We start from the raw sequence: 22,458 nt of genomic DNA on the forward strand, positions 1-22,458 counted from the left end.
CGGGTTTTGACTCCCGGCGGTGGGCGTTCGACCTAGGGCGAGCCGGCCGGGAAACCGCCGGACGGGTGGCGACGGCGCGCAGGGCTCGCCGCCGCGCGAGCCGCCGTCGACCCGGAAGGCGACCCCCGCGCGGCGCTCGCGCGGCGCGGGGCAGCGCTCGCCGGCGTCGCGGCGCCCTGCCCAGCCCCGGGCCGGGCGCGGGCGCGCGCTGCTCCTCGGGCTCGCGGGCGTGGTCATGGCGGCGTGCGCCGCGCTCCTCGCGCTGGTGTTCGGCTTCGGGCGCGCGAGGGCGCCGGACCGGGGGCGCGTCGTGGAGATCAACTGGCCGGGCGGGCTCGACGCGGGCGAGGCGGCCGCGCTGCTCGCGGCCGAGGGGCTCGTCGAGAGCGAGCGCGCCATGGCGCTCTACCTCGGCGCGACCGGCGGCACCGAGGCGTTCGTGCCGGGCCCTCACCTGCTCTTCGAGGGCGCGACGCCGCGGGAGCTGCGGCAGCTGCTCGCGCGCGCGGAGGGGCGCCCCACGGCGAAGCTCACGATCCCCGAGGGTTTCAGCCGCTTCGACATCGCCGCCCGGCTGGAGAAGCTGCGCATCGCCGGCCGGAAGACGTTCCTCGCGGCCACCGCCGACGGCGCGTTCCTCGACGCGCTCGGCATCGAGCGCGGCGGCGCCGTGGGCGCGGAGAGCGCGGAGGGGTACCTCTTCCCGGCGACGTACGAGCTCGCGCTGGACTCCGACGCGCGCGACGTGGCGCGGCGCCTCGTCGCCGAGTCCGACCGGCGGTGGAGCGCGCTCGCGGCGCAGGGCAAGGACGGGCTCGCGGCGCTCCAGGCGACGCTCGGCTGGGGTCGCCGCGAGGTGCTCACGCTGGCCTCCATCATCGAGAAGGAGGCGGTCGTCGAGGAGGAGCGGCCGCTCATCGCGAGCGTGTTCCTGAACCGGCTCCTCGATCCGAGCTTCCGCTCTCGCAAGCTGCAGTCCGACGCGACGGCGCTCTACGGCTGCGTCGCCTGGCCCGACGAGGCGCCGTCGTGCGCAGATTGGAGCGGCAAGCCGACGCCCGCCGTGGTGCGGGATCCCAAGAACCGCTACAGCACCTACGCGCACCCGGGGCTGCCGCCCGGGCCGATCGCCAACCCTGGGGCGCCGTCGATCGCGGCCGTGCTGGCGCCCGCGGCGACGAAGTACCTCTATTTCGTGGCCGCGGGCGGCGGCCGCCACCGGTTCAGCGAGAGCCTGGACGACCACAACGACGCCGTGCAGAAGCGCCGGGACGCGACGGCGCCCTAGGCGCGGGACACGAACGCAATCCAGCGCACAAACTGCGCCTTCGGGCGCGACGGACCCCTTCCCTCCGGCACGGAGTCCCTCACGCGCATCACGGCGGCTCTCCACGCGCAGCGATCGGATCGTCATTCCTCGCGTTGCCTCGGCCGCGCTCGCGCCGCCCCCGCTTCCTGGATCTGCGCGCGCCGCGGTGTAGATTCGCGCGCCATCATGCGCCGTCCCGCTCCGCTCCTCCTCGCGCTCTCCGCTCCCCTCGCCTTCGCTGCCGCTGTCGCCAGCTGCTCGCCGCGCACCGCGCCCCCGGCCGAAGTGACGCAGGCCGCTTCCGCGACCGCCGCTCCGTCCGCTCCCCCCGACTCGGCCTCGAGCGCTGCCCCCATCGCCAGCGCCGCGCCAGCCACCAGCGCTGCCCCCGCCGCCAGCGCTGCGCCCGCCGCCGAGACGACGGTCGCCGCCGCCAGCGCCGCGCCCGCCGCCAGCGCCGCGCCAGCCGCCAGCGCCGCGCCCGATGCGGCGGCGCCAGCCGACGCCGGGCCGCTCCCGAAGGTCAAGGTCGCCAACATCGGCATGCACATCGGCGGCGGCCCGCACGACGACTTCACCAAGGAGCCGATCAAGCGCTCGGTCGCGCCCCACTTCGACGAGTTCCGCCGCTGCTTCGCGCTCGCCGAGGACCCGACCAAGGGCGGCGACTTCGGCATCGATCTCCGCATCGAGAAGGACGGCGGCAAAGCCGAGGTGCGCAAGCCGCGGACGGCGCTCAAGGGCCAGGCGTTCACGAAGTGCGTGGTCGGCGTCTTCGAGCAGATCGACTTCCTCAAGCCCAGGAAAGGCCCCACCGTGGTGAGCTACTCGCTCCGGTTCACCCCGTGACAGGGCCCCGGTTCACCCGTGGCGCCCGAGGTTCGGCAGCGACCCGCGCGAGGCCTCGACCGCCGTCTCGCCGGCGCGGTCGAGCGCGTACTTGAAGAGGATCGGGCCGAACACCTCGTTCAGCGCCACGCAGCCGACGACGAGCGCGCGGAAGCCGGCGCCGAGGCTCGGGAACGCGCGCTCGATGGTCAGGCTGATCCCGAGCGTCAGCCCGGCCTGCGAGACCAGCCCGCACCACGACCACCGCCGCAAGAGCGGCGGATCGTCCGCCAGCCGGTTGCCGATGCGGTTCGCGACCCACGTCACCAGGGCGCGCGAGACGCCGAAGAGCAGCGCGACAGGCCACATCTGCCGCAAGAGGGGCAGGTCGAGGTGCGCGCCGGCCGTCGCGAAGAACAGCACGAACACCACGCTCGCGGCGTCCTCGACCGCGTGCACCAGCTTCTCGCCCTGCTTCGACAGGTTCGCGACGACGAAGCCGGCCACCACGAACACGAGCAGCGCGTCGAAGCGGAGGTACCGCAGCACCTCCGTCGCGCCGAAGCCGAGCGCCACGAACACGAGGATGAGCTGGCGGCCGATCAGCCGCATGTAGGCCGCGAGCGCGAGCCCGAGCGTCGTGCCGATCGAGATGCTCCCCAGGATCTCGCGGCCGAGCAGCTCGATCTCGTGCATCGACATCGTCGCGCCCGGCTCGAGGAGCGGCCGCACCGTGGAGAGCGCGACCGCCGTCACGATGATGACGATGATGTCCGACGTCATCACGAACGCGAGCGTGTGCATCGCGACGGGGCCGGTCGCGCGCGTCTGGGAGAGGATCCCGAGCACGGCCGAGGGGCTGCGGGTGACCGCGATGACGCCCCACAGGACGGCCACGCCGAGCGCCGCCGTGGTCGAGAGCTCGGCCGCGAACGGCACCAGCGAGCGCGCCGCGTAGAAGACGCCCGTCATCGCCACGAAGACGAGCACCGTCTGGACGAGGTTGTGCAGGAGGATGCTCTTCAGGCTCTTCTTGACGGCGTCGATCCGCAGCTCGGCGCCGCCCGCGAGCGCGATGAGCGCCAGCGCCAGCGCGTTGACCCGCGAGATCTCCTCCACGGCGTGGTGGTCGACGAGCTTCAAGACGTGCGGGCCGGCGACGATGCCCGCGAAGATGTAGCCCGAGATGTGCGGCAGGCGGAGCGGCTCGACGAGCTCGCTCGCGAGCGTGCCCGCGAGCAGGAGGAAGCCGATCGAAGCGACCGCCCCCGCGGGCCCGTGCTCGTGAGGGACCGCGCGCGTCGTGGCGTAGAGCAGCCCGAACAGGATCACGAGCGCGACGGCGTGCGTGAGGTGGTTCAGCGGCCCCTTCGGGGCCGACCCGTGGTGCCGCGCGGAGGGCGCGCCCTGCTGCTCGGCGGGCGCGCCCGGATCGGCCGGCGCGGCCGGGCCGGCGGGCGAGGCGGGCGAGGCGGGCGAGGCGGGCTCGACGTCAGGGAGTGCTGCGGCGCTCACGGTGACACCTCTTCGTTCCTCACCCCTCCCCCGCGCTGCGCCGCGGGCGACGGCGGGCCGCCCCTCTCGCCTCCGTCGCCCGGCGCGGCGCCGCGCCCGGCGCGGGCCAGGCCGCGGCCGAAGTAGAGAGACTCCCGCTCGGGCGCGGCGAGCTCACCGGCCTTGCGGAGCGTGGCGCGAAGCGCCTGCGGCCCGACGAGCTCGCCGAACACGGCCGCGGCCGTCGCGGCGAAGAGGACGGTGTGCCCGACCGGGCCCGGAAAGCGCAGCGCGAAGGCGAGGCCGACGCTCATCGCCACCGCGCCGGACGAGAGCAGCCCGAGGCCGAGCCACGGCGACGTCTCGCGCGCGTCGGGCGACACGACGCGGAAGACGAGCCCGGTCGCGAGCTTGCCCACGAGCCTCGCCCCGAGCGCGATCGCCACGATCCAGGGCAGGAACGGCGCCGCCTTCGGGTTCACGTGCGCGCCCGCGAGCAGGAGCGACGGCAGGATGACCGGCCGCTCGGTCGGCGCGACCATGGCGACGATCTCGTCGCGGTGCCGCGACAAGGCGGCGATCGTCACGCCCATCGCGAACGCCGCGAACAGCGGCGACAGGCCGACCCGGGCGCTCGTGCCCATCGTCAGCAGCGAGGCCCCGAGCAGCACGCCCCAGCTCTGGATCAGGCGGAAATCGCTCCCGAGGAGCACGACCGCGATGAGCCCGAGCACCACGCCGATGAGCGCCGTCACGACCGTCCACCCCCAGAACGGGATCGGCCACTGGGCCGTCGCCTGCGGGACGAGCGCGAACGCGCCGCCCATCATGAGCAGCGGGCCGAGATCGTCGCAGTCGGCGATGTCGGCGATGAGGTCCGAGAGCTTGCCGCTCGCGCTGTAGCGCTGCGTGACCCACAGCACGGCGTGCCGCGTCGTCTCGGCGGAGACGGCGCCCACGCCCGCCGCGAGCAGCGCGCGGTCGCCGCGATCGAGCGAGGGAGCGCCGTGGGCCGCCGCGAACCAGACGGCGGCGGCCACCGCGCCGCCGGTCAGGAGGCTCATGAGCACGCAGAGCGCCATCCGGGACGGCCGCACGCGGCGGCTGCCGACGAAGCCGAAGTCGAGGCCGACGACCAGCGCGAGCCAGCCGAGCGCGACGCCCGCCACGGGCTCGAACGCGGCGAGCGACGAGGGCTCGAGCAGCCCGAGCGCCGAGGGCCCGAGCACGAAGCCGAGCACGACGTACTCGGCGCCGGAAGGGAGGCCGATGCCCCGGAGCACGCGGCCGCTGACGAGCGAGCTGCCGAGGTACGACAGCACGAGGAGCCCCATCAGGAGCCAGACGGCGTTCACGAGGCGGCGCTCCGGTCGGCCGGCGCGGGTGCGGGCGCGGGCGCGGCGCGCCGCGCGCCGCCGGAGGACGCCGGCGCGCGCCCGAGCGGAATGTCCGCGGCGACGAGGGCCTGCGCGACCGCGGTGAGCCAGCGGCTGCGCACGTCGTCGCCGTCGCAGGCCATCGTGGCCCGGAAATGAGCGCCCCCCTCGTCGATCGCGACGAGCGCGGCGCGGGCGCGGCTGCCGAGGCCCGAGCCCGTCTTCAGGAGCAGCTCGCGCACCCGATCGAGATCGGCGGCGGGGTCGACGCTGATCTCGACGGACACGACCGGAGGGCGGCCGCGGATGCGCGTCGGGTGGAACAGGCTGAGCAGGTGCGGCACGCGCACGACGCAGCCGTCCTCGTCCTCGAGGCGCGCCTCGAACAGCGTCAGCTCGCGGACCCGCCCGGCGCGGCCGCCCACGTCGGCGATGTCGCCGACGCGCAGGCGCCGCCCGTAGATGACCGAGAGGCCGACGGCCGCCGACGCGATGAGCGGCGTGCTGGCGAGCCCGGCCGCCGCGAGCACGACGAAGCCGATCCGCGTGAACGCGCCCTCGTCGGTGCCGGTGATGAGCGGGGCCGCGAGGAGCAGCGCGGCCACGAGGATGCCGAAGCGGACAAGGACGCCGGTGGCGACCGCGAGATCGGACGGGAGCCACCCCAGCGACGTCTCACCCCGGCTCACGCTCCCGAAGAACAGCCCCACGAAGCGGATGAGGACGATGACCGCGAGCGTCGCGAGGATCGCGAGCACGAGCACCGGGACGCTCCGCGCGATGCGCCCCATGAGCTCCGACATGGGCGCGAGCACGAAGCCGGTGAGCTTCTCGCTGGTGCCGCGCGTGGAGGCGAACAGGGAGAGGGCGAAGAGGATCCAGATGTAGGCGATGCCCAGCCGGACGAGGACGCCGGCGGCGCCGAGCGCGACCGAGAGCGCGCCCTGCGACGCGGCGGGCCGGAGCATCTCGATGCCGCGGACGTGCAGCGCCGGGAGCCGCTCCGGGTGCTCGGCGACCCAGGCGCGCCCTCGCTCGACGAGCTCGCCGACCTTGCGGAGCAGGAGCAGCGCGATCAGCCCGGAGAAGACGAGCAGCGAGAACGAGAAGACGCTCGTCGCGAGGCGGCTCCGGCTCTGCTCCTTGGCGAGGACGTCGCGCACCGTGCCGGCGACCGCGGCGGCGTGGCCCGCGACCGTTGTGTGGCCCGCCGCCGCCGCGTCCTCGGGGCCGAGGTGGACGAGCGGGCGGTCGCCGACGTAGACGACCGCCACGCCGTCCTGCTCGTCGACGCGGACCTCGGGGACCGCCTTCTCCTGGGCGGCGCGCTCCAGCACGCGCGCCGCCTCACGGGCGCGCTCCGGGGGAGAGAGGCTGCCCCGGTGCACGCGGAGGGCGAAGACCGTCCTGCCGAGCAGCTCGACGCGCGCCTCGGGCTGCTCGACCACGGGAGGTGAAGGCTGGGGGTCGGGAGCCACCGGCTCGCCCTGGTCAACGGCCGGGGCCGGCGGCGCCACCGGCGCGGACGTCGGCGCGACCGGCGCAGGCGGCGGCGCGGGAGGCCGAGCGACCGGAGCGGGCGCCAGCACGACCTGCGCGGACGCCGACGGGGCCTCCGCGGGCGGTGGCAAGACCTGCACGAGCGGCGGCTGGACCGAAGAATCCGGCGGGGGCGCGAGCTGCGTGGGCTCGAACGAGGCCAACGGGGGCGCGAGCTGCGAGGGAGAGGGCGCAGCCTGCGAGGGGGCACGCGCAGCCTGCGAGGAGGCGGGCGTGGCCTGCGAGGGCGCGGGCACAGCCTGCAAGGGCGCAGATGCGGCCCGCGAGGGCGCGGACGCGGTCTGCGAGGGGGCGGGCGCGGCCTGCGAGGGGGCACGCGCAGCCTGCGAGGGGGCGGGCGCGGCCTGCGAGGGGGCACGCGCAGCCTGCGAGAGGGCGGGCGCGGCCTGCGAGGGCGCAGACGCGGCCTGCACCGGCCCGGCGAACGCAGCGCCGGCGGGAGCAATGAGGCCGGCAAGCGCGACCAGGAGCGCGGGGAACAGCCGCTGCACGCAGGCACTCTCGGCCGGAGGCAGGCCGCCGGTCAAGCGGCGCAGGACATGAAACGGCCTCGGCAGGCAGCCCGCGAGCCAGGCGCCGTCGCCTCCAGGCGATCACGCGCGCTCGAGTTCGCCCGGAATCCTCGATCCCCGGGCTCGCTCGATGATCGATCGCCTTGCCGCCGAGGCACGGCGCTGGCAGGGCGCCCGCGTGGCAAGGACCAACAGATCGGTCGCCCCGTCGCTGCTCGTCGGCGACATCGGAGGCACCAACACCCGGCTCGCGCTCTACGGTGGCTCCGGCGGCCGCCCCCTCTCCGAGGCCGTCTTCCGCAGCCGCGACCACGCGAGCTTCGAGGAGATCGCCCTCCCGTTCCTCGTGCGCAGCGACGCCCCTCACCCCGCCGTCGCCGTGCTCGGCGTCGCGGGCCCCGTCAAGGACCAGGTCGCCACCGTCACGAACCTGCCCTGGCGCCTCGCGGAGCGCGAGCTGTCGCGCCGGCTCAAGATCGCGCGCGTGCTCCTGGTCAACGACCTCGTCGTCGGCGCCACGGGCTGCCTGCACGTCGCCCGCGCGTCCATCGAGCCGCTCACGGAGCGCAGGCCGCGGCCGAAGGGGAACAACGTGGCCGTCATCGCCGCCGGCACGGGGCTCGGCGAGGCCCGGCTCCTCTGGAATGGCGCCCGCCACGTCACGCTCCCGACCGAGGGAGGGCACGCCGACTTTGCCCCGCGCTCCGCGGTCGAGGTCGAGCTGTGGCAGTTCCTCGCCGAGCGCCACCCGGACCACGTGAGCTACGAGCGGGTCCTCTCGGGCGACGGGCTCGGCGCCCTCTTCGACTTCTTCGCCCGCGCCGCCCGCGTGCCGCGCGCGATCGAGCGCCGCCTCGCCGAGGGCGACCGCAACGCGGCGATCGCCGAGCTCGGGCTCGCCCGCGCGTTCCGGCCCGCCGCGCGCGCGGTCGACCTGTTCGTCGAGATCTACGGCGCCGAGGCCGGCAACCTCGCCCTGCGCGAGCTCGCGCTCGGCGGGGTCTTCGTCCTCGGGAACATCGCGAGGAACCTCGTCCCCCAGCGGCGCGAGCTGTTCATGAAGTCCTTCGTGAAGAAGGGGCGCCTCAGGCCGCTCCTCGAGGAGGTGCCCGTCGCGGTGGTCACCGATCCCCTGGTCGGCGTGCGGGGCGCGCTCGCCGTCGCCAGAGAGCTCGCCGCCGCGGAGCAGCCCCGGGCCCGCGCGGCGGCCCGGAGGCCCTGACGCCCCGTGTCCTCGTGCCCACGACGGAGGCATGGAGTCGCGCGCGCAACTCCATGCCTCCGAATCGAGCAGCGCTGTCGGTCCGAGGCGGATGAGCGCGAGTTCGCCCCGGGGTGCCGAGAGGCCATATCGCGCGGCGCCGCCTCGCGCCGGGCACGATCCGAGCAGGATCCGAGCAGGAGCGGACGAGCTCCTCGCGCGCGGCCGCACGCTCCCCCTCACGTTCGAATCGAGCGGCCGCGCGCGGCCTCGCGGCGTTGACACGCTGGTGGCACGGTGCTTTAAGACCGACACACCTGACGCTCGTACAGTCGGGGGAAAGAGAAAAGAAGGTCACGTCATGGCAACTTCGGTCGTTCTACCTGATGGGAAGGTCCTCGCGCTCGAGGATGGCGGCACGGCGTTCGACGCCGCCCGGGCCATCTCGCCGAGGCTCGCCGAGGCCGTCGTCGTCGCGCGCGTCGACGGGGTGGTCCAGGACCTCCGCGTGCCCCTCCGGGACGGCGCGAAGCTGGAGTTGCTGAAGCCGGACACGGCCGAGGGCAGGGACACGATCAACCACTCCGCCGAGCACCTCATGGCGACGGCCGTGCTCCGGCTGTTCCCGGGCGCCAAGGTCACGATGGGCCCGAAGAGCCATGGTGACGAGTTCTATTACGACTTCGACGTTGCCGGTCGGACCTTCACCCCTTCCGACCTCGAGATGATCGAGGCCGAGGTGAAGAAGCTCATCGAGCAGAAGGTCAAGTTCGAGCTGCATTCCGTCCTCAAGAAGAACGCGCTGAGCTATTTCGAGAGTTTCGGGCAGAAGAACGAATACAAGGAGGAGATCCTCTCCTGGATCCCCGAGGACAGCATATCGATCTATCGCTGCGGCGAGTTCATGGATATCTGCCGCGGCCCGCACCTGCCCCACGCGGGGTTCATCAAGGGGTTCAAGATCACCTCGTCCTCGGCGGCCTACTGGCGCGCCGACGCCACGAAGCAGTCGCTCCAGCGCGTGCGCGGCGTGGCGTTCCCCAACAAGGACGACCTCGACAAGTACGTGCGCCGCCTGGAAGAGGCGAAGAAGCGCGACCACAGGACGCTCGGGCGGGATCTCGAGCTCTACCTCGTCTCCGAGCGCTACGACTCCCACGCTTACTCCGAGAAGGACGAGATCGACCTCTACGTCGGCGTGGACGCGGAGGCGCCCCTCGACCGCGCGCTCGTGGAGCACGCCCTCGGCGCCGCGGCCTCGGCGTTCCCCGGGCGGACCCTCCGGCGAACGGTGAAGTTCGGCGAGGCGCCGAAGGCGGCGGCGGGCGGCGGCTGCGGCGGCGACGAGGCGCGCCCGCGCCTGCACGTCCGGCTCCGCGGCGCGGCGGCGCAGGAGTCGAAGAGCGCCTTCAGGGCCGCGGTGAGCGCCCGGAAGGACGCCGACGTCGAGGTGCACTTCGAGCCGCACTTCGTCGAGGAGATCGGGGCCGGCCTCGTCATGTGGCTCCCGAAGGGCGGGCTCCTGCGCACCATCATCGAGGACCAGTGGCGCAAGATGCACCTCGAGGAGGGCTACGACATCGTCTACTCGCCGCACATCGCCAAGGCGGACCTGTGGAAGACCTCGGGCCACTGGGACTTCTACCGGGAGGGGATGTTCTCCCCCATGTCGGTGGACGGCCACGACTACTGCTGCAAGCCGATGAATTGCCCGTTTCACATCCTCATGGTCAAGAGCCGGACGCGGAGCTACCGCGAGTTCCCGATGCGCCTCGCGGAGCTCGGGACCGTGTACCGGTACGAGGCCGCGGGCGTCATGCACGGCCTGATGCGCGTGCGCGGGTTCACCCAGGACGACGCGCACCTGTTCTGCCGCGCGGACCAGGTCGAGCAGGAGATCCACCGCGTGCTTCGCTTCATCCTGAAGATGCTCCGCACGTTCGGGTTCGAGCAGTTCGACATCAACCTCTCGACGCGGCCGGAGAAGTACGTCGGCGGCCTCGATGACTGGGCCAAGGCCGAAAGCACCCTCGCGGGGGCCCTCAAGGCCCTCGACCTCGAGTACACGGTGGACCCGGGCGGCGGAGCGTTCTACGGGCCGAAGATCGATATCAAGCTGGTCGACGCGCTCGAGCGTAGGTGGCAGTGCTCGACGCTCCAGTACGACTTCAACAACCCCGAGCGCTTCACGCTCGGGTTCGTGAACGCCAAGGGAGAGCTCGAGCAGCCGATCATGCTCCACCGGGCGCTCCTCGGCTCGATCGAGCGGTTCATCGGCGTGCTCCTGGAGCACCACGCGGGCGCCCTGCCGGCGTGGCTCTCGCCGGAGCAGGCGCGCGTCGTCACGGTGTCGGACAAACACAACGACCACGCCGAGCAGGTCACCCAGGCGCTGCGCGCTCACGGCATCCGGGCGAGCTTCGTCCGGAGCTCGGAGAAGCTCGGCGCGAAGATCCGCGAAGCGCAGGTCGAGAAGATCCCGCATATGCTCGTCATCGGCGACAAGGAGGTGGAGGCGAAGGGCGCCACCGTCCGGCTGCGTGACGGGAGCGACCGCGGCTTCATGAAGACCGAGGCGCTCGCCGAGTTCTTGCGCGAGCAGTGCGCGATCCCCGTCGTGACGTGACGTTCCCCCGCGGCGCCGGGTGGGGCCCTTCTCCAGGGCCCCCGGCGTCAGGCGGGCTCAGCTGCCCGCTTGAGATCCGCCGCTCGGAGCTGCGCAACGAACGCCAGGCCGAGCGCCACGAACGCCAGCCCGAGGACGAAGGCGAAGCGGAGACCTCGCGCGAGATCCGTGGGATCGACGCCCTCCGTGTCGCCGATGAGCGCGCCCATGAGCGTGACGCCGAGGCCACCGCCGAGGCTGCGCGCGAACATGAGGACCGCCGTGAGCGCGCCGAGCTCCTGCCGGGGCGTGCACTCCTGAGCGCCCACGAGCAGACTCAAGATGATGGCGCCCATCCCTGTCCCGGCGACGAAGCCGCACGCGCCGATCAGGGGGAGGGGCGCTCCGGTGAGCGCGACAAACCCGGCGAACGCCGCGACGAGGAGCACGGCGCCGAGCCGCGCGAGCCGCGGTACGCCGAGCCGCGGCAGGACCGTGCCGAGGCTCATCGACGCAAGGGTCCACCCGAGCACCATCGGGGTGAGCAGCAGACCGGCCGCGGTCGCCCCTGTGCGAGCAACGCCTTGAGCATAGAGCGGGAGATAAGACACCGTTCCAAAGAAGGCTGCGCCGGCCAGGAAATTGCCGATCACGGCGACCCGCGGGAGTCGCGCCTGCAAGAGGCGCAACGGCAGCAGCGGCGCGGGGTGCCGGCTCTCGATGCGCAGCGCCCAGGCGAGCACGACGACGCTGGCGACCAGGAAAGGCCAGCTGCGCGCCTCGAGGCCCCATACGAGCGCGCCGCTGCCCGCGGTGAACAGAGCGGCCCCCGCGAGATCGATGGGGACCGCCTTCTCGGCGATCGGCGACTCTTCGAGGAATCGCCCCACGAAGGCCGCGCCGATCAGGCCGAAGGGCATGTTGAGGTAGAAGACCCACCGCCAGCTCGCATGATCGACGAGCAAGCCCCCCACGAGAGGGCCGATGAGCCCTGACAAGCCCCAGACACCGCTCAACATGCCCTGGATCCGCGAGCGCTCCTTCAGCGGATAGAGCTCACCGACGATGGCGAAGGTCAACGTGCCGAGCGCCCCCGCGCCGAGGCCTTGCACCGCGCGCCCCGCGATGAGCGTCAGCATCGAGCCCGCCGCGCCGGAGAGCGCGGAGCCGGCGAGGAAGAGGAACACCCCGAACAGGTAGAGCCTACGCCGTCCGAGCCGGTCCGAGGCCCGTCCCCACAGGGGGCTCGTCACGGTCATCGACAGCATGTAGACGGCGAACGGAAGTGCGTACAAGGCATGGCCGCCCAGCTCGCCGATGACGGTCGGCATCGCGGTAGCCACGACGGTCGACTCGAGGGCGGCAAGGAATAGCCCGAGTGCCAGACCGACGGTTGTGAGAGTACGAGACGATGCGCTCATCAAAAAAAAACCTGCTTTCCTTCTTTTCACACCGGAGTCACCGGCATCAGCCGACGAGAAACTCGCTCGCGAGGAACGGGCTCATCTTGAGAGACGTCTCGAGCCATTCCCGGTACGGATCGCTCCCCTTCACGATCCCACTGCCAGCGTATACGTGAATATCGTTGCCGCTCATCTTCGCTGTGCGGATCGCGAGCGCGAATTTTGCACTATCGTCCAAGGTGAAGTAACCGAAGGCTCCCGTATAGAAGCCGCGATCAATCTTCTCGTAAGCGCGAATGCGCTGCCCGCTCAACGCGATGGGCTTACCCCAGATCGTCGCCGGGGGATATACCGCGGAGAGGGTGCCGAACACGTTCATGCCCGGCTTGACCGTCCCGGTGATGGTGCTCTTGAGGTGCTGGACGTAGCCGAGATCGATGACGTTGCGAGACTCGACGCGCTGGATCGACCCGGGCACGCAAACCGCGCTCAGGTTCTCATGGAACATCCTGGCGGCCGTCTCGTGCTCCTCCGTCTCCTTCGCGTCGCGGAGGAGCTCCTCGCGGTACCGGCTGCTCTTCTCCCTCGCGTCGGAGCCCTTTCGCGTGCCTGCCAGAGGCTCGACGACGATGTCGGCGCCCTGCTTTATGAGGAGCGTCTCCGGCGATACACCGACCCACGAGTCCCCGCCTCGCCAGCGGAAGACGTATTCATACTTCTTGCCTCGCGCGGGGGCGGTCAACCGGAGCAGCAGGATCGGCGAGATCTTCGTCTGGAGCGTGAGACGAACCTCACGCCCGATGACGACCTTGTCCTCGGCTTCACCCGAGAGCTCGCGGATCAGGCCGACGAGGGCGTCGACGTACTCGCGGCACTCGGGGATCAGCTGGCGCTTCGTCACGCGCGGGTTGGCGGACAGGCTGAACTCGTAAGGGAAGGTCACGAGCCGCGCCCCGACGTCGCGCAGATCGCCGCTCTCGAAGTGCGTGAAGCTGCACTCGCGCGCGGCCAGCCGGCACGCGACGCGCGGGATCGTGAAGACGAGCGCCTCGCCGGGCCTCTTGGGATCGATGCCGCACCGCCATCCGCCGAGCAAGAGGGTCGACGGCGGCAGCCCGTGGTGGCGCGCAAGGAAAGGCCTGATCTCGTCGACGAACGCCGCGACGGCCCTGAACAGCTGCTCGTGGAAATCGGCCTCAGGGTCGAGCTTGCACGAGCACTCGCGTTCGACCGCCTCTCCGTTCACCAGCCGCAGCTCGAGGGCATCGCCTGCGTTGTGGCATTCGATCGAGAGCTCGCTCCCGACGGCTACGATCGACGTGGTCCCCTCCTCGGACGTGTGGCTGAAGAGCCCGAGGAACTCGTCGGCGAAGGCCGGATAGCGCGCCTCCAGCGCTTGCGCCACCGCGGACGCGTAGACGTCGACCGTCACCTCCGGGTGCGGGTTGTCGAACGTGATGACACGGGTCGTCTTCATTGGGTCCTCGCGCAGACGTGGGCGACCTTGCTGCAAACCTGGAGCGTCTTCTCGAATAGCCGCCCGCGCTCGGCGGGCGCGGGGTCGCGCTCGTCAACCTCCCCTTCTGCGAGGGCCCTGCGCGAGGACTCGATGTGCAGCCCCCCGAGCCGGCTCCCTTCGGTCAGGTGCGCGGATGCGGTCCTCTCGACCTCCGCGCCCACCTCCGCCATCGCCGCGTCGAGCGGCTGCGCCATCGAGCCCGCGTGCACCGGCGCCGACATCCAGACGACGGGGGCGTGAGCGCCCTGAAACGCATGGACGTACTCCCGCAAGGGTCCGAGCTGGCTCCCGAGGCTGGTCATCACGACGATCTTCCCCGCCTCCTTCCTCGGGTTGAGGGCCATGTAGATGGAGAGCAGCTCCGACGCGGAGAGCTCCGGCCCGACGCGGACGCCGATCGGATTGTCCACGCCGCGAAGGAACTCAAGATAAGCGCTCCCGGCGCCGAGGTGCTCGGCCGCGAGCCATAGGAGGTGCGCGCTCGCGGCGTGATAGCTGCCCGTCGACGAGCACCTCCGCACGAGGGCCTCCTCGAAGAGCAGATTGGCCACCTGATGCGAGGTGAAGACCCGGAGCCCGCACTGGCGCATCGTCGCCAGCGTCGCCTGCGCGGCCTCGTAGGCCCAGAGCATCCGCCTCGCGTCGGGCGTCCGGCCCCACGGGTGTGGCGACGGATCGTTCACCATCTCCCCGTAGTAGCTCGTGATTGTCACGCCATCGACGACCTCCGTCGCGCGGAGCGGCGTTTGCGCGTAGCTCCCCGCCGCGAGCGCGACGGAGATCACCGGCTTGTCGAGCATGAAGCCGACGTAGTTGCTCATCGAGCCGAGCGTCGCCATGCGCGCGCGGACGTGACGCGGGCTCGACTCCCTGAACCGCTCGTCGGTGTCGCCCATCTGCAGGACGAACGCTCGTCCTTCGGCCACGGCCCCGAGCTCTGCCTTGAGGCGGCGCACCTCCTCGGCGTCCACGAGGCCCGGGAGCTCCGAGAGCCGCCCTGTCACCGCGGCGACCTCCTGACCGGCGTAGGGCGGCACGCAGCGCTGTTCCATGGTTCGCCAACCCTGCGGTCGCCAATACTGTTGCTCGTGGCGCTGAAGATTGTTCATTTCCACTTGTGCCCTCTCTACGGTGTTCTCAACCAAGGGTGGCGCCGCCGTCCACGACGAGATCGTGCATCGTGATGTGGCGCGCCTCGTCCGAGAGGAGAAACGCGACCCCTCGCGCGATGTCGTCTGGCTCGGCGACGCGGCCCAGCGGGATGCCGACGCGATAGCGGCCCGGATCGCCCTCGATGAGCCTTCGGTGCGACTCCGCGGAGTCCCCGGTGAGCGCGCGGAGCATGGGCGTATCCGTCGAGCCAGGAGAGACGGTGTTACATCGGATGCCGTGCCTGGCCAGCTCGAGCCCCATGCACCGCGTGAGCATCGTGACCGCCGCCTTCGAGGCGCAGTAGGCCGCCATTCCGACGCGCGGCGTGTTCGCGGCGTTGGATGCGACCGTGACGATCACGCCCGATCTCCGCGGCGACATGCGCCGCGCGGCGGCCTGCGAGACGAAGAAGACGCCGCTCGTGTTGACGTCGAAGGTCTCTTTCCAGCTGTCGGGGGTGGCGGCCTCGAACGCGGCCGGCACGAGCATCCCGGCTGCGTTGACGACACCGTCGAGCGGGCGCGCCGCATCGGCGACCGCCACGACGGCCTCCACCTCCGAGGGGACACGGATATCGACGCGGCGCGGCTCCACGGCGCGCTCACGCTGGTTCAACTCGGCCGCGAGCGCCTGCAGGGCGTCGCCCTTCACGTCGACGGCGTGGACGAAGGCCCCCTGCGCGACGAGCAGGCGCGTGACCGCGGCCCCGATGCCCTGCGCGGCCCCGGTCACCAAGAAGGACTTGTCCTCGAATCTCGGCTTCATCGGATGTGTCACGTGTTCGTGCCTCCCCGCTCCTCTCCGGGCCGCCAGCTCGGGCCGCGGGTGGGCCTCAGCGGACGAGATCCCACCACTCGTCGAGGCTCCGCCGCTCCGCGAGCTCCACGAACCCCACGCGGGCGCCCATCTTGCGCCACTTCTCCGCGAGCACGAGGAGGCGGACCGAGTCGAGGCCAGCGTCGAACGGATCGCCGATCCTGGCCGCTTCCTCTGCGCTCACGCACAGCACCTCGGCCACGTCGGCGAGGAACCGGTCGCGCGTGAGGCTGCTTTCACCGAGCTCCGGCGTCAAGATGCGCCTCCCAGCTGTTCGAGCAGCTCGGCGGTGGTCGCCACCTTCCCTGAGCAGCTCGCGATCTGGCTCAGCGCCATACGGTGATACTCGAGCGAGAAATCGCCGAGCGCGTCCGCGGCGACGAACGGCTGGACGCCGGCCATGAAGGCGTCGAGCGCCGTCGCCTGGCAGCCGATGTGCGCGTAGACGCCGCAGATGATGAGCTGTTCTCGACCCGATCTCTTGAGCATCTCCAGCAGCTCGCTCTGCTTGAACGCGCTGTAACGGTGCTTGACGATCATGTGGTCGCCAGGGGACGGCTCCAGCCCGCGGACGATGCTCCGGGCCTCCCCGTCTTCCGGCATGCCGGGCCCCCAGAAATCCAGGAGGAGCCCGCGCTCGGCCTTGCTCTGGCCCCCCGGCTGCGCGGTGTAGAACACCGGGACGTCGCGGAGCTTGCACGCCGTCCGGATCGCGTAAATCTGTTCGACCAGCGCGCCGGTGAACGCCGCCGATTCATACGGCTTGAGGAAGTAGTTCTGCATATCATGAATCAGCAGAGCTACGCGCGCCGGCTCGACCCTCCAGGAGCGCGGAGCGCGGGCGAAATCGATCACAGTGGGCAGGTCATAGGACTTGATTCGCGGGATTCCCATATCGTCCTCAAGGCAACGCAGCGGCAGAGCCGCCGTGCTGCTTCCTAAGTTCCTTCCTGTCGATCTTCCCGACGGTCGTCTTCGGCAGCGACGGCACGAACCGGACCTGGTCGGGCACCTTGTACGCCGCGACGCCGCGCCCGCGCACGAAGGCCCTTATCTGCGCGGCGGTCACCTCGCCCTCCGGGTCTGCGACGACGAACGCACACGACGCTTCGCCAAGGTAGACATCCGGTATCGAGACGATCGCCGCCTCTCGTACGCGCGGGTGGGCGAGGAGGTGCCCCTCGACCTCCTCCGCCGCGATCTTCTCGCCGCCGCGGTTCACCTGGTCCTTCGAGCGCCCGGAGACGACGAGGTAGCCGTCGTCCCGCCGCGCGACGATATCGCCAGTTCGATAGAAGCCGTCGGCCGTGAAGACCCGCCCGTTGTGCTCCTCGGCGTTGAGGTAGCCGCGGATCGTGTAGGGCCCACGCACGAGGAGCTCGCCCGGGGTGCCGTCCGGGACCGGCTGATCGTCCTGGTCGACGATGCGCACCTCGTCGTCCACGGAGATGGGCCGCCCCTGCGTGTTCAGCACCCTCTCGGAGGGGTCACCGAGCCGCGTGTAGCAGACGAGCCCCTCGGACATGCCGTAGACCTGCTGCAGCTGGCACCCGAGCGAGGATTCCAGGCGAGCAGCCATCTCCGCGCTAAGCTTGGCGCCGCCCACCTGGAGGAATCGCAGGCTCGACAGATCGCACGTCCGCTCGGCGTGGAGCCAGGCCAGCGCGAGGCTAGGAACGAGGGCCGCGAACGTGACCTTCTCTCGCTCGATGAGAGAGAACGCGGTCGCTCCGCTCGGATCGGTCGTCATGACGACCCGGCCCCCCGCGCACAGCGTTCCCAGGATGCCCGGCGAGCTCAGCGTGAAATTGTGGCCGGCCGGCAGGGCGCACAGATAGACGCTCTCGGGCGTGAGCCCGCAGATCTCGGCGCTCGCCCTGACGCTGTACAGGTAGTCGTCGTGGGTGCGCGCGATGAGCTTCGGCAGGGCGGTGCTGCCGCCAGAGAGCGTGACGAGCGCGGGCTCGCTGCCTGCCCGCTCCGGCCGCTCGTTCGGGCGCCCATAGAGGGTCTCGAAAGGAACGAACGCCCCCGGGTCTCCGACCACGATGACCCGCTCGACCCGAGAGATCCGCGAGACGACCTCCTCGGCGATCATCCGGTAGTCGAAGCCGAGCGCCTTGTCCCGGATCACATAGGCCTTGGCGCCCGATATCTGGAAGATATGGGTGATCTCCGAGATCCGATCCGACGGGAGGGCGAAGACGGGGATCGCTCCCAGCCGGAAGAGCGCGAAGATCACCTCGACGAACTGGACGGTGTTGGGGAGCTGGACGACGACGCGATCTCCTGGCGAGAGCCCCAGCGCAGCCAACCCGTCGGCCAGCCGGTCCGCCCTCGCGTCGAGCTCCGCGTACGTGAGGTTCACAGGCCCGTCCGTGACGGCCACACGGTCCGGCACGCTTCGCGCGACCCTCCTCAGCATCCCGCCGAGCGTCTCACCGGTCCAGTATCCCTTGGCCCGGTAGGCCGCGGCGAACGACTCCGGCCACCTCGGGAACTCGAAACCATCGCTCATGACAGCGCTCCTTGAGAGGCGAGAGCCGCCATGCACGCCTCGCGCGACGCGGGGCCGAGCTCGACGCGCCACCCGGCCGGAATCTCGGCGAACCGCGGCCACAGCGAGCGCTGGCCCTCCTCGTTGGCGAGCAGCCAGAACGAGCCGTCGGCCTCGTCGAAGGGGTTATGGAACGGCCGCAGCTTCCGCGGCGCGCGGCCGCCGCTCGGAGACGCGTGGGCGAGGAGCCGCCGCTCGAGGATCCCCGCCAGCGCGGCGGCACAATCCGTCACGAAATAGTGACCGCCACCCTCGATGACGGACAGGCTCACCTGCTCGGAGAACGCTCGCCAATCGAGATACCGTGTCTGATAGCCCTCGGTCAGCGGATCGCTATCGCCGACGACGGCGTGGATCGGCGCCGCGAGGCGCTGCGGCGAGCTCGCCCTCGTGGCGAAGAACGTCGCCGTCTCCATCGAGTCATGCTTCGTCATGTCGGCGATGGCGGCGAGGGTCTCGTCGTCCAGCACGTCCTTGAACCCACCGAGGCTGCGCAGGAACGTGATGATGTCGCGCCCCGTCCGTTCGGATACGCCAGACAGGACCGCCTGGGGATCGCGATCTGGCAGCATCGCGCCGATCACGAGCTCCACGAGCTCTGCGCCGGCGCTCTCCAGCTTGCTCGCAATGGCCAGGGCGATCGCGTTCCCGGCGCAATGCCCGTAGACGGCGATCGGCCCCTTGATGCTGGCCATGACTTCGTTCACGACCCCGTCCGCGACCGCGTCGACGCTCAGGAGCTCCTCACCGGGTCGCGTGGGATCATGACCGGGCAGGTTGACCGACCAGCACGCGACGGATCCGGGGAGGCCCTCGACGAGCTGCCTGAACGCGAGCGCGTTGCCGCCGGCGAAGGGCACGCACAGCAGGTTGATCCCGGCGTCACCGGCGCCGCGGCCGAAGGCGTGGAGGAAGCTCCCCTGCTTCTGCTCGGCGGCGCCTCCGCCCGCGCGCAGGAAGTCCGCGCAAGCGCGCGGCGTGGGATCCTTGAAGAGGGTCATCACGGGCATACCCAGGGTGCGGCAGACGCGGATCGCCTTGATCGAGTCGCCTCCGAGCGCGAAGAAGTTGTCGTCGATGCCGAGCCGCTCGACCCCGAGGTGGCCGCGCCAGACCTCGATGACGCGCTCGTCGAGGGCGTCGCGAGGGGGCTCCACGCGACGCTCCGAGGTGACCTTGATCTCGGGGAGCGCTCGCCGATCGACCTTCCCGTTCTGATTGAACGGCAGCGCGGCGAGGACCCCGATGGCGTGCGGAACCATGTAGGGCGGCAGCCGCTCGCGCAGGTAGGCCCGAATCGACTCTGCGTCGACCGCGCGCGTCGACGCGGCGTCCGTGGCCGGAACCACGTGCGCCACCAGCTTCGGATCGCCGAACGCGTCGACTTGCACGGACGCGACCGCGTCCGAGATGGACGGATGGTCGCGCAGGTGCGATTCGATCTCGCCGAGCTCGATCCTATAGCCCCGCACCTTCACCTGCTGATCGCTCCGGCCCACGTACTCGAGCAAGCCGTCCTCGTGCAAGACGGCGACATCGCCGCTTCGGTACATGCGTGACCCGGGAGGGCCATAGGGGTCGGCGACGAACCTGACCGCGTCGAGGTCGGGTCGGTTCAAGTACCCTGGCGCGAGCCCCTCGCCGGAGATGTACATCTCACCGTAGCCACCAACCGGCACGGGGCGCAGCGCGTCGTCGAGCACCATGACGCGCAGATCGTCGTACGCCTTGCCGATGAGGCTCCCGCTCTCGGCCAAGACCTGCGACTTCGTGACGAACTGATACGTCACATTGATGGTCGTCTCGGTGATGCCGTACATGTTCAGGAGCTTCGGCTTGCCCTCCTCGTGGTTCCTGAACCAGGGCTTGAGGCGACGGAGATCCAAGGCCTCGCCACCGAAGCATTGATATCGGAGGCGGAGCTGCGACGCGAGCTCCGGGCGATCCTCCTCGGCTTCCATGAGACGGTAGAACGCCGACGGGATCTGTCCAAACACCGTCACCTTCTCCTTGACGATGAGCTCGAGCAACGCCTCGGGGGCGCGCGCGATCTCCGGCGGGACCATGACGAGCCGCGCCCCGTGCAGCAGCGCTCCCCAGATCTCCCAGACCGACGCGTCGAAGACGTACGAGAAGCACTGCGTCCAGACGTCGTCACGCCGGTACTCGAACCACCGGTCGGTGGTCTTGAACAGCCGTACGACGTTACGATGGGTGATCTTGACGCCCTTGGGCCTGCCGGTAGAGCCGGAGGTATAGATGATGTAGGCCAGGTCGTCGGCGGACGGGCGCCCCGCCGCGCGCCTCCACGGCGTGAGGGCGACGGTCGCTGGCCGCGCCGACGCGAGCTTGTCCGGCTCGATGGCCAGCGTCTTGTAGGGCGGTGATCCCAGCTTGCGCATGTTGTTCGCGTCGACCAGGAGAAGGACAGGCCGCGTGTCGGCCAGGATCGCGTCGATGCGTCCGGAGGGCGCGTCAGGGTCGATCGGCACGTAGGCGGCGCCGACCTTGAACGTCGCGAGGATGGCGACGATCGTCTCGACAGACCGCTCGATCAGCAGGGCGACACGCGGGTTGCCGACGAAATCGGCGGCGCCGGCCATCGCGCTCGCAAGCCGGTTCGCACGGGCGTCGAGCTCCGCGTAGGTGATGTGCTCATCGCCCGAGGTGAGCGCGACGGCCTCCGGCGCCTCGAGCGCTCGCCGCTCGAACGCGCCGATCAGCGTCCCCGTCTCCACGCCGCCCGGCGATGGTGCGGCGCTGGTCGGCCGCTGCGGTGCGAAGAAGAAGCGGCGCTCTTCCGAGGTGAACGCGTCCAGCCGGCCCACCGGCGTGTCGACGCGATCGGCGAACCGCTCGAGGAACTCCAGGAAGCGGGCGAGCTCGAGGCGCAGCTCCTCCTCGCGGTAGAGCGCCGGATTGGCCATACCGACGAGGCGCAGCCCCTCGCCTTCGGCCCCGGGCTGGACGAGGAACGACAGGTCGTCGGCCGGCCCCGCGCTCAGCATCTCCGGCGCTCCCCGCTGCCCACCAAAGTCCAGGTCGGACGTGAAGAGGTCGACGTTGATCTGAGGCCCCGTCAGGCGGCGATCCTCCCCGAGGAGGTGGCAATCGCGGCGGACATCCTCCGCCCGATACCGCTGGTGGAGGCGCATCTGCGAGAGCTCGACTGACACGCTGGCGAGGACGTCGCGCACCGTATCATCCGGCCGGATCCGGACGTGCAACGGAAGCACGTTCGCCATGGTCGAAGGAATCCTCGTCGCGACCGAGCCCAGGCGATTGAGGAAGGGGATCCCGAGCACGACCTGCTGCCGGCCGCTCACGCGGCTCAGGAACACGCCGAAGGCAGCGATGAGCACCGGAACCCAGTGGGCGGATGCTCCCTCGGCCATGCGCTGTAGCCTCGCCACCGTCTGCTGCGGTATGCGGGCGTCGCACCGCAGGAAGCTCCTCGACGGCAGCGCGACCTCGCTCGTGAAGCTCGCGACGTCGGTCCCCCGGGAGCACTTGTCGCGCCAGTACGCTCGGTCCCGCCGGTGCGCGTCCGATCCCTGATACGCCTGCTCACTCTCGATGAGGGCAGCGAGAGGACCGAACGGCGTCGGCGAGATCTCCGCTCCGCTGACGAGGCACGAGTAGAGTTCGGCGACGCGCTTGAAGAACATCGACATCGCGAAGCCGTCGAGCGCGATGTGATGCGACTTGAAGTACCACCACGAGCGGCGCTCTCCGAGCAGGAAGAGGCGCGTCGAGAACAGGCAGCCGCTGCCGAGGTCGATCCGGGCGGCGAGATCCCGCTCCATCCAGGCCCTGGCCTCCGCCTCCGGCGACGGGTGCGCGCTCAGGTCGATCAGGGGGCAGTCGAAGGCGAGCTCGGGCTCGACCACCTGGACCGGAGCGCCTTGTTCGTCCCCCTCGATCTCTCGAAACCGAGCGCGCAGCACGTCTGCCTCGTTCACGGCCCGGGCGAGGGCGCGCAAGAGGGTGGAATGGTCGAGCCTCCCCTCGACGACGATGACGCTCGCGACGTTGTACGCCGCGCTATCGGGATCGAGCTGGTGGCCCAGCCAGATCGGCTGCTGGGCTGGGGAAAGCGGTAGTACGCGGGCGACCTGAGACATTC

The 22,458-nt window shown here is 71.0% G+C and carries 15 protein-coding genes; 4 read left to right on the top strand and 11 right to left on the bottom strand.

Translation table 11 applies throughout. The features are described from left to right. Positions 1 to 19 precede the first annotated feature (19 nt). Together mltG and WMF11_RS24155 are read left to right on the top strand one after the other, a co-directional pair. Positions 20 to 1,288, top strand: a complete 1,269-nt coding sequence (gene mltG / locus WMF11_RS24150; protein WP_437979063.1) for an endolytic transglycosylase MltG — start codon at positions 20 to 22, stop codon at positions 1,286 to 1,288. 207 nt (positions 1,289 to 1,495) lie between these two features. Further along, positions 1,496 to 2,158, top strand: a complete 663-nt coding sequence (locus WMF11_RS24155; RefSeq protein WP_437979064.1) for a hypothetical protein — start codon at positions 1,496 to 1,498, stop codon at positions 2,156 to 2,158. Between the two features lie 12 nt (positions 2,159 to 2,170). Here the strand turns inward: WMF11_RS24155 and WMF11_RS24160 are convergent, their stop codons facing one another. The 3 genes from WMF11_RS24160 to WMF11_RS24170 are packed head-to-tail and all read right to left on the bottom strand — an operon-like array spanning position 2,171 to position 6,710. Beyond that, positions 2,171 to 3,652 (bottom strand): cation:proton antiporter, encoded by a 1,482-nt coding sequence (locus tag WMF11_RS24160; protein ID WP_437979065.1) that lies wholly within the window; start codon positions 3,650 to 3,652, stop codon positions 2,171 to 2,173. Further along, a complete protein-coding gene (locus WMF11_RS24165; protein WP_437979066.1) occupies positions 3,649 to 4,986 on the bottom strand; it encodes a cation:proton antiporter in 1,338 nt (445 codons plus the stop codon). The genes WMF11_RS24160 and WMF11_RS24165 overlap by 4 nt, the downstream gene beginning before the upstream one ends. Next, the gene (locus WMF11_RS24170; RefSeq protein ID WP_437979067.1) at positions 4,983 to 6,710 is read right to left on the bottom strand and encodes a mechanosensitive ion channel domain-containing protein; all 1,728 of its coding nucleotides are present in this window, start codon (positions 6,708 to 6,710) and stop codon (positions 4,983 to 4,985) included. Before WMF11_RS24170 ends, WMF11_RS24165 begins: the two co-directional genes overlap by 4 nt. A 499-nt stretch (positions 6,711 to 7,209) precedes the next feature. Here WMF11_RS24170 and WMF11_RS24175 point away from each other — a divergent pair, with 499 nt between their 5' ends. Together WMF11_RS24175 and thrS are read left to right on the top strand one after the other, a co-directional pair. Next, positions 7,210 to 8,301 carry a glucokinase gene (locus WMF11_RS24175; protein WP_437979068.1) on the top strand — a complete coding sequence of 364 codons (1,092 nt, stop codon included), beginning with the start codon at positions 7,210 to 7,212 and terminating at the stop codon, positions 8,299 to 8,301. Between the two features lie 340 nt (positions 8,302 to 8,641). Then, positions 8,642 to 10,906: a threonine--tRNA ligase gene (gene thrS / locus WMF11_RS24180; protein WP_437979069.1), complete on the top strand. Its 2,265-nt coding sequence runs from the start codon at positions 8,642 to 8,644 to the stop codon at positions 10,904 to 10,906. A 47-nt stretch (positions 10,907 to 10,953) separates the two neighbouring features. Here the strand turns inward: thrS and WMF11_RS24185 are convergent, their stop codons facing one another. From WMF11_RS24185 to WMF11_RS24220, 8 genes are all read right to left on the bottom strand, one after another. Further along, complete coding sequence (locus tag WMF11_RS24185; RefSeq protein WP_437979070.1) at positions 10,954 to 12,216, bottom strand: MFS transporter; 1,263 nt, start codon at positions 12,214 to 12,216, stop codon at positions 10,954 to 10,956. Positions 12,217 to 12,352: 136 nt separating this feature from the next. Continuing rightward, on the bottom strand, positions 12,353 to 13,765 hold the full coding sequence (locus tag WMF11_RS24190) for a chorismate-binding protein (RefSeq protein WP_437979071.1): 1,413 nt from the start codon (positions 13,763 to 13,765) through the stop codon (positions 12,353 to 12,355). After that, positions 13,762 to 14,916, bottom strand: a complete 1,155-nt coding sequence (locus tag WMF11_RS24195) for a 3-deoxy-7-phosphoheptulonate synthase (RefSeq protein WP_437979072.1) — start codon at positions 14,914 to 14,916, stop codon at positions 13,762 to 13,764. The genes WMF11_RS24190 and WMF11_RS24195 overlap by 4 nt, the downstream gene beginning before the upstream one ends. Before the next feature lie 28 nt (positions 14,917 to 14,944). Further along, on the bottom strand, positions 14,945 to 15,724 hold the full coding sequence (locus WMF11_RS24200; RefSeq protein WP_437979073.1) for a 2,3-dihydro-2,3-dihydroxybenzoate dehydrogenase: 780 nt from the start codon (positions 15,722 to 15,724) through the stop codon (positions 14,945 to 14,947). Positions 15,725 to 15,791: 67 nt separating this feature from the next. Beyond that, positions 15,792 to 16,031 carry a phosphopantetheine-binding protein gene (locus tag WMF11_RS24205; RefSeq protein ID WP_437979074.1) on the bottom strand — a complete coding sequence of 80 codons (240 nt, stop codon included), beginning with the start codon at positions 16,029 to 16,031 and terminating at the stop codon, positions 15,792 to 15,794. Continuing rightward, on the bottom strand, positions 16,028 to 16,669 hold the full coding sequence (locus tag WMF11_RS24210) for an isochorismatase family protein (RefSeq protein WP_437979075.1): 642 nt from the start codon (positions 16,667 to 16,669) through the stop codon (positions 16,028 to 16,030). Before WMF11_RS24210 ends, WMF11_RS24205 begins: the two co-directional genes overlap by 4 nt. A gap of 7 nt (positions 16,670 to 16,676) precedes the next feature. Beyond that, complete coding sequence (locus WMF11_RS24215; protein ID WP_437979076.1) at positions 16,677 to 18,293, bottom strand: (2,3-dihydroxybenzoyl)adenylate synthase; 1,617 nt, start codon at positions 18,291 to 18,293, stop codon at positions 16,677 to 16,679. Beyond that, entirely contained in the window at positions 18,290 to 22,456 is a 4,167-nt protein-coding gene (locus WMF11_RS24220) for an amino acid adenylation domain-containing protein (RefSeq protein ID WP_437979077.1), read from the bottom strand. Before WMF11_RS24220 ends, WMF11_RS24215 begins: the two co-directional genes overlap by 4 nt. Between the last annotated feature and the right edge of the window lie 2 nt (positions 22,457 to 22,458).

The sequence above is a fragment of the Sorangium sp. So ce295 genome (assembly GCF_051527405.1).
GTDB lineage: Bacteria > Myxococcota_A > Polyangia > Polyangiales > Polyangiaceae > Sorangium > Sorangium cellulosum_B.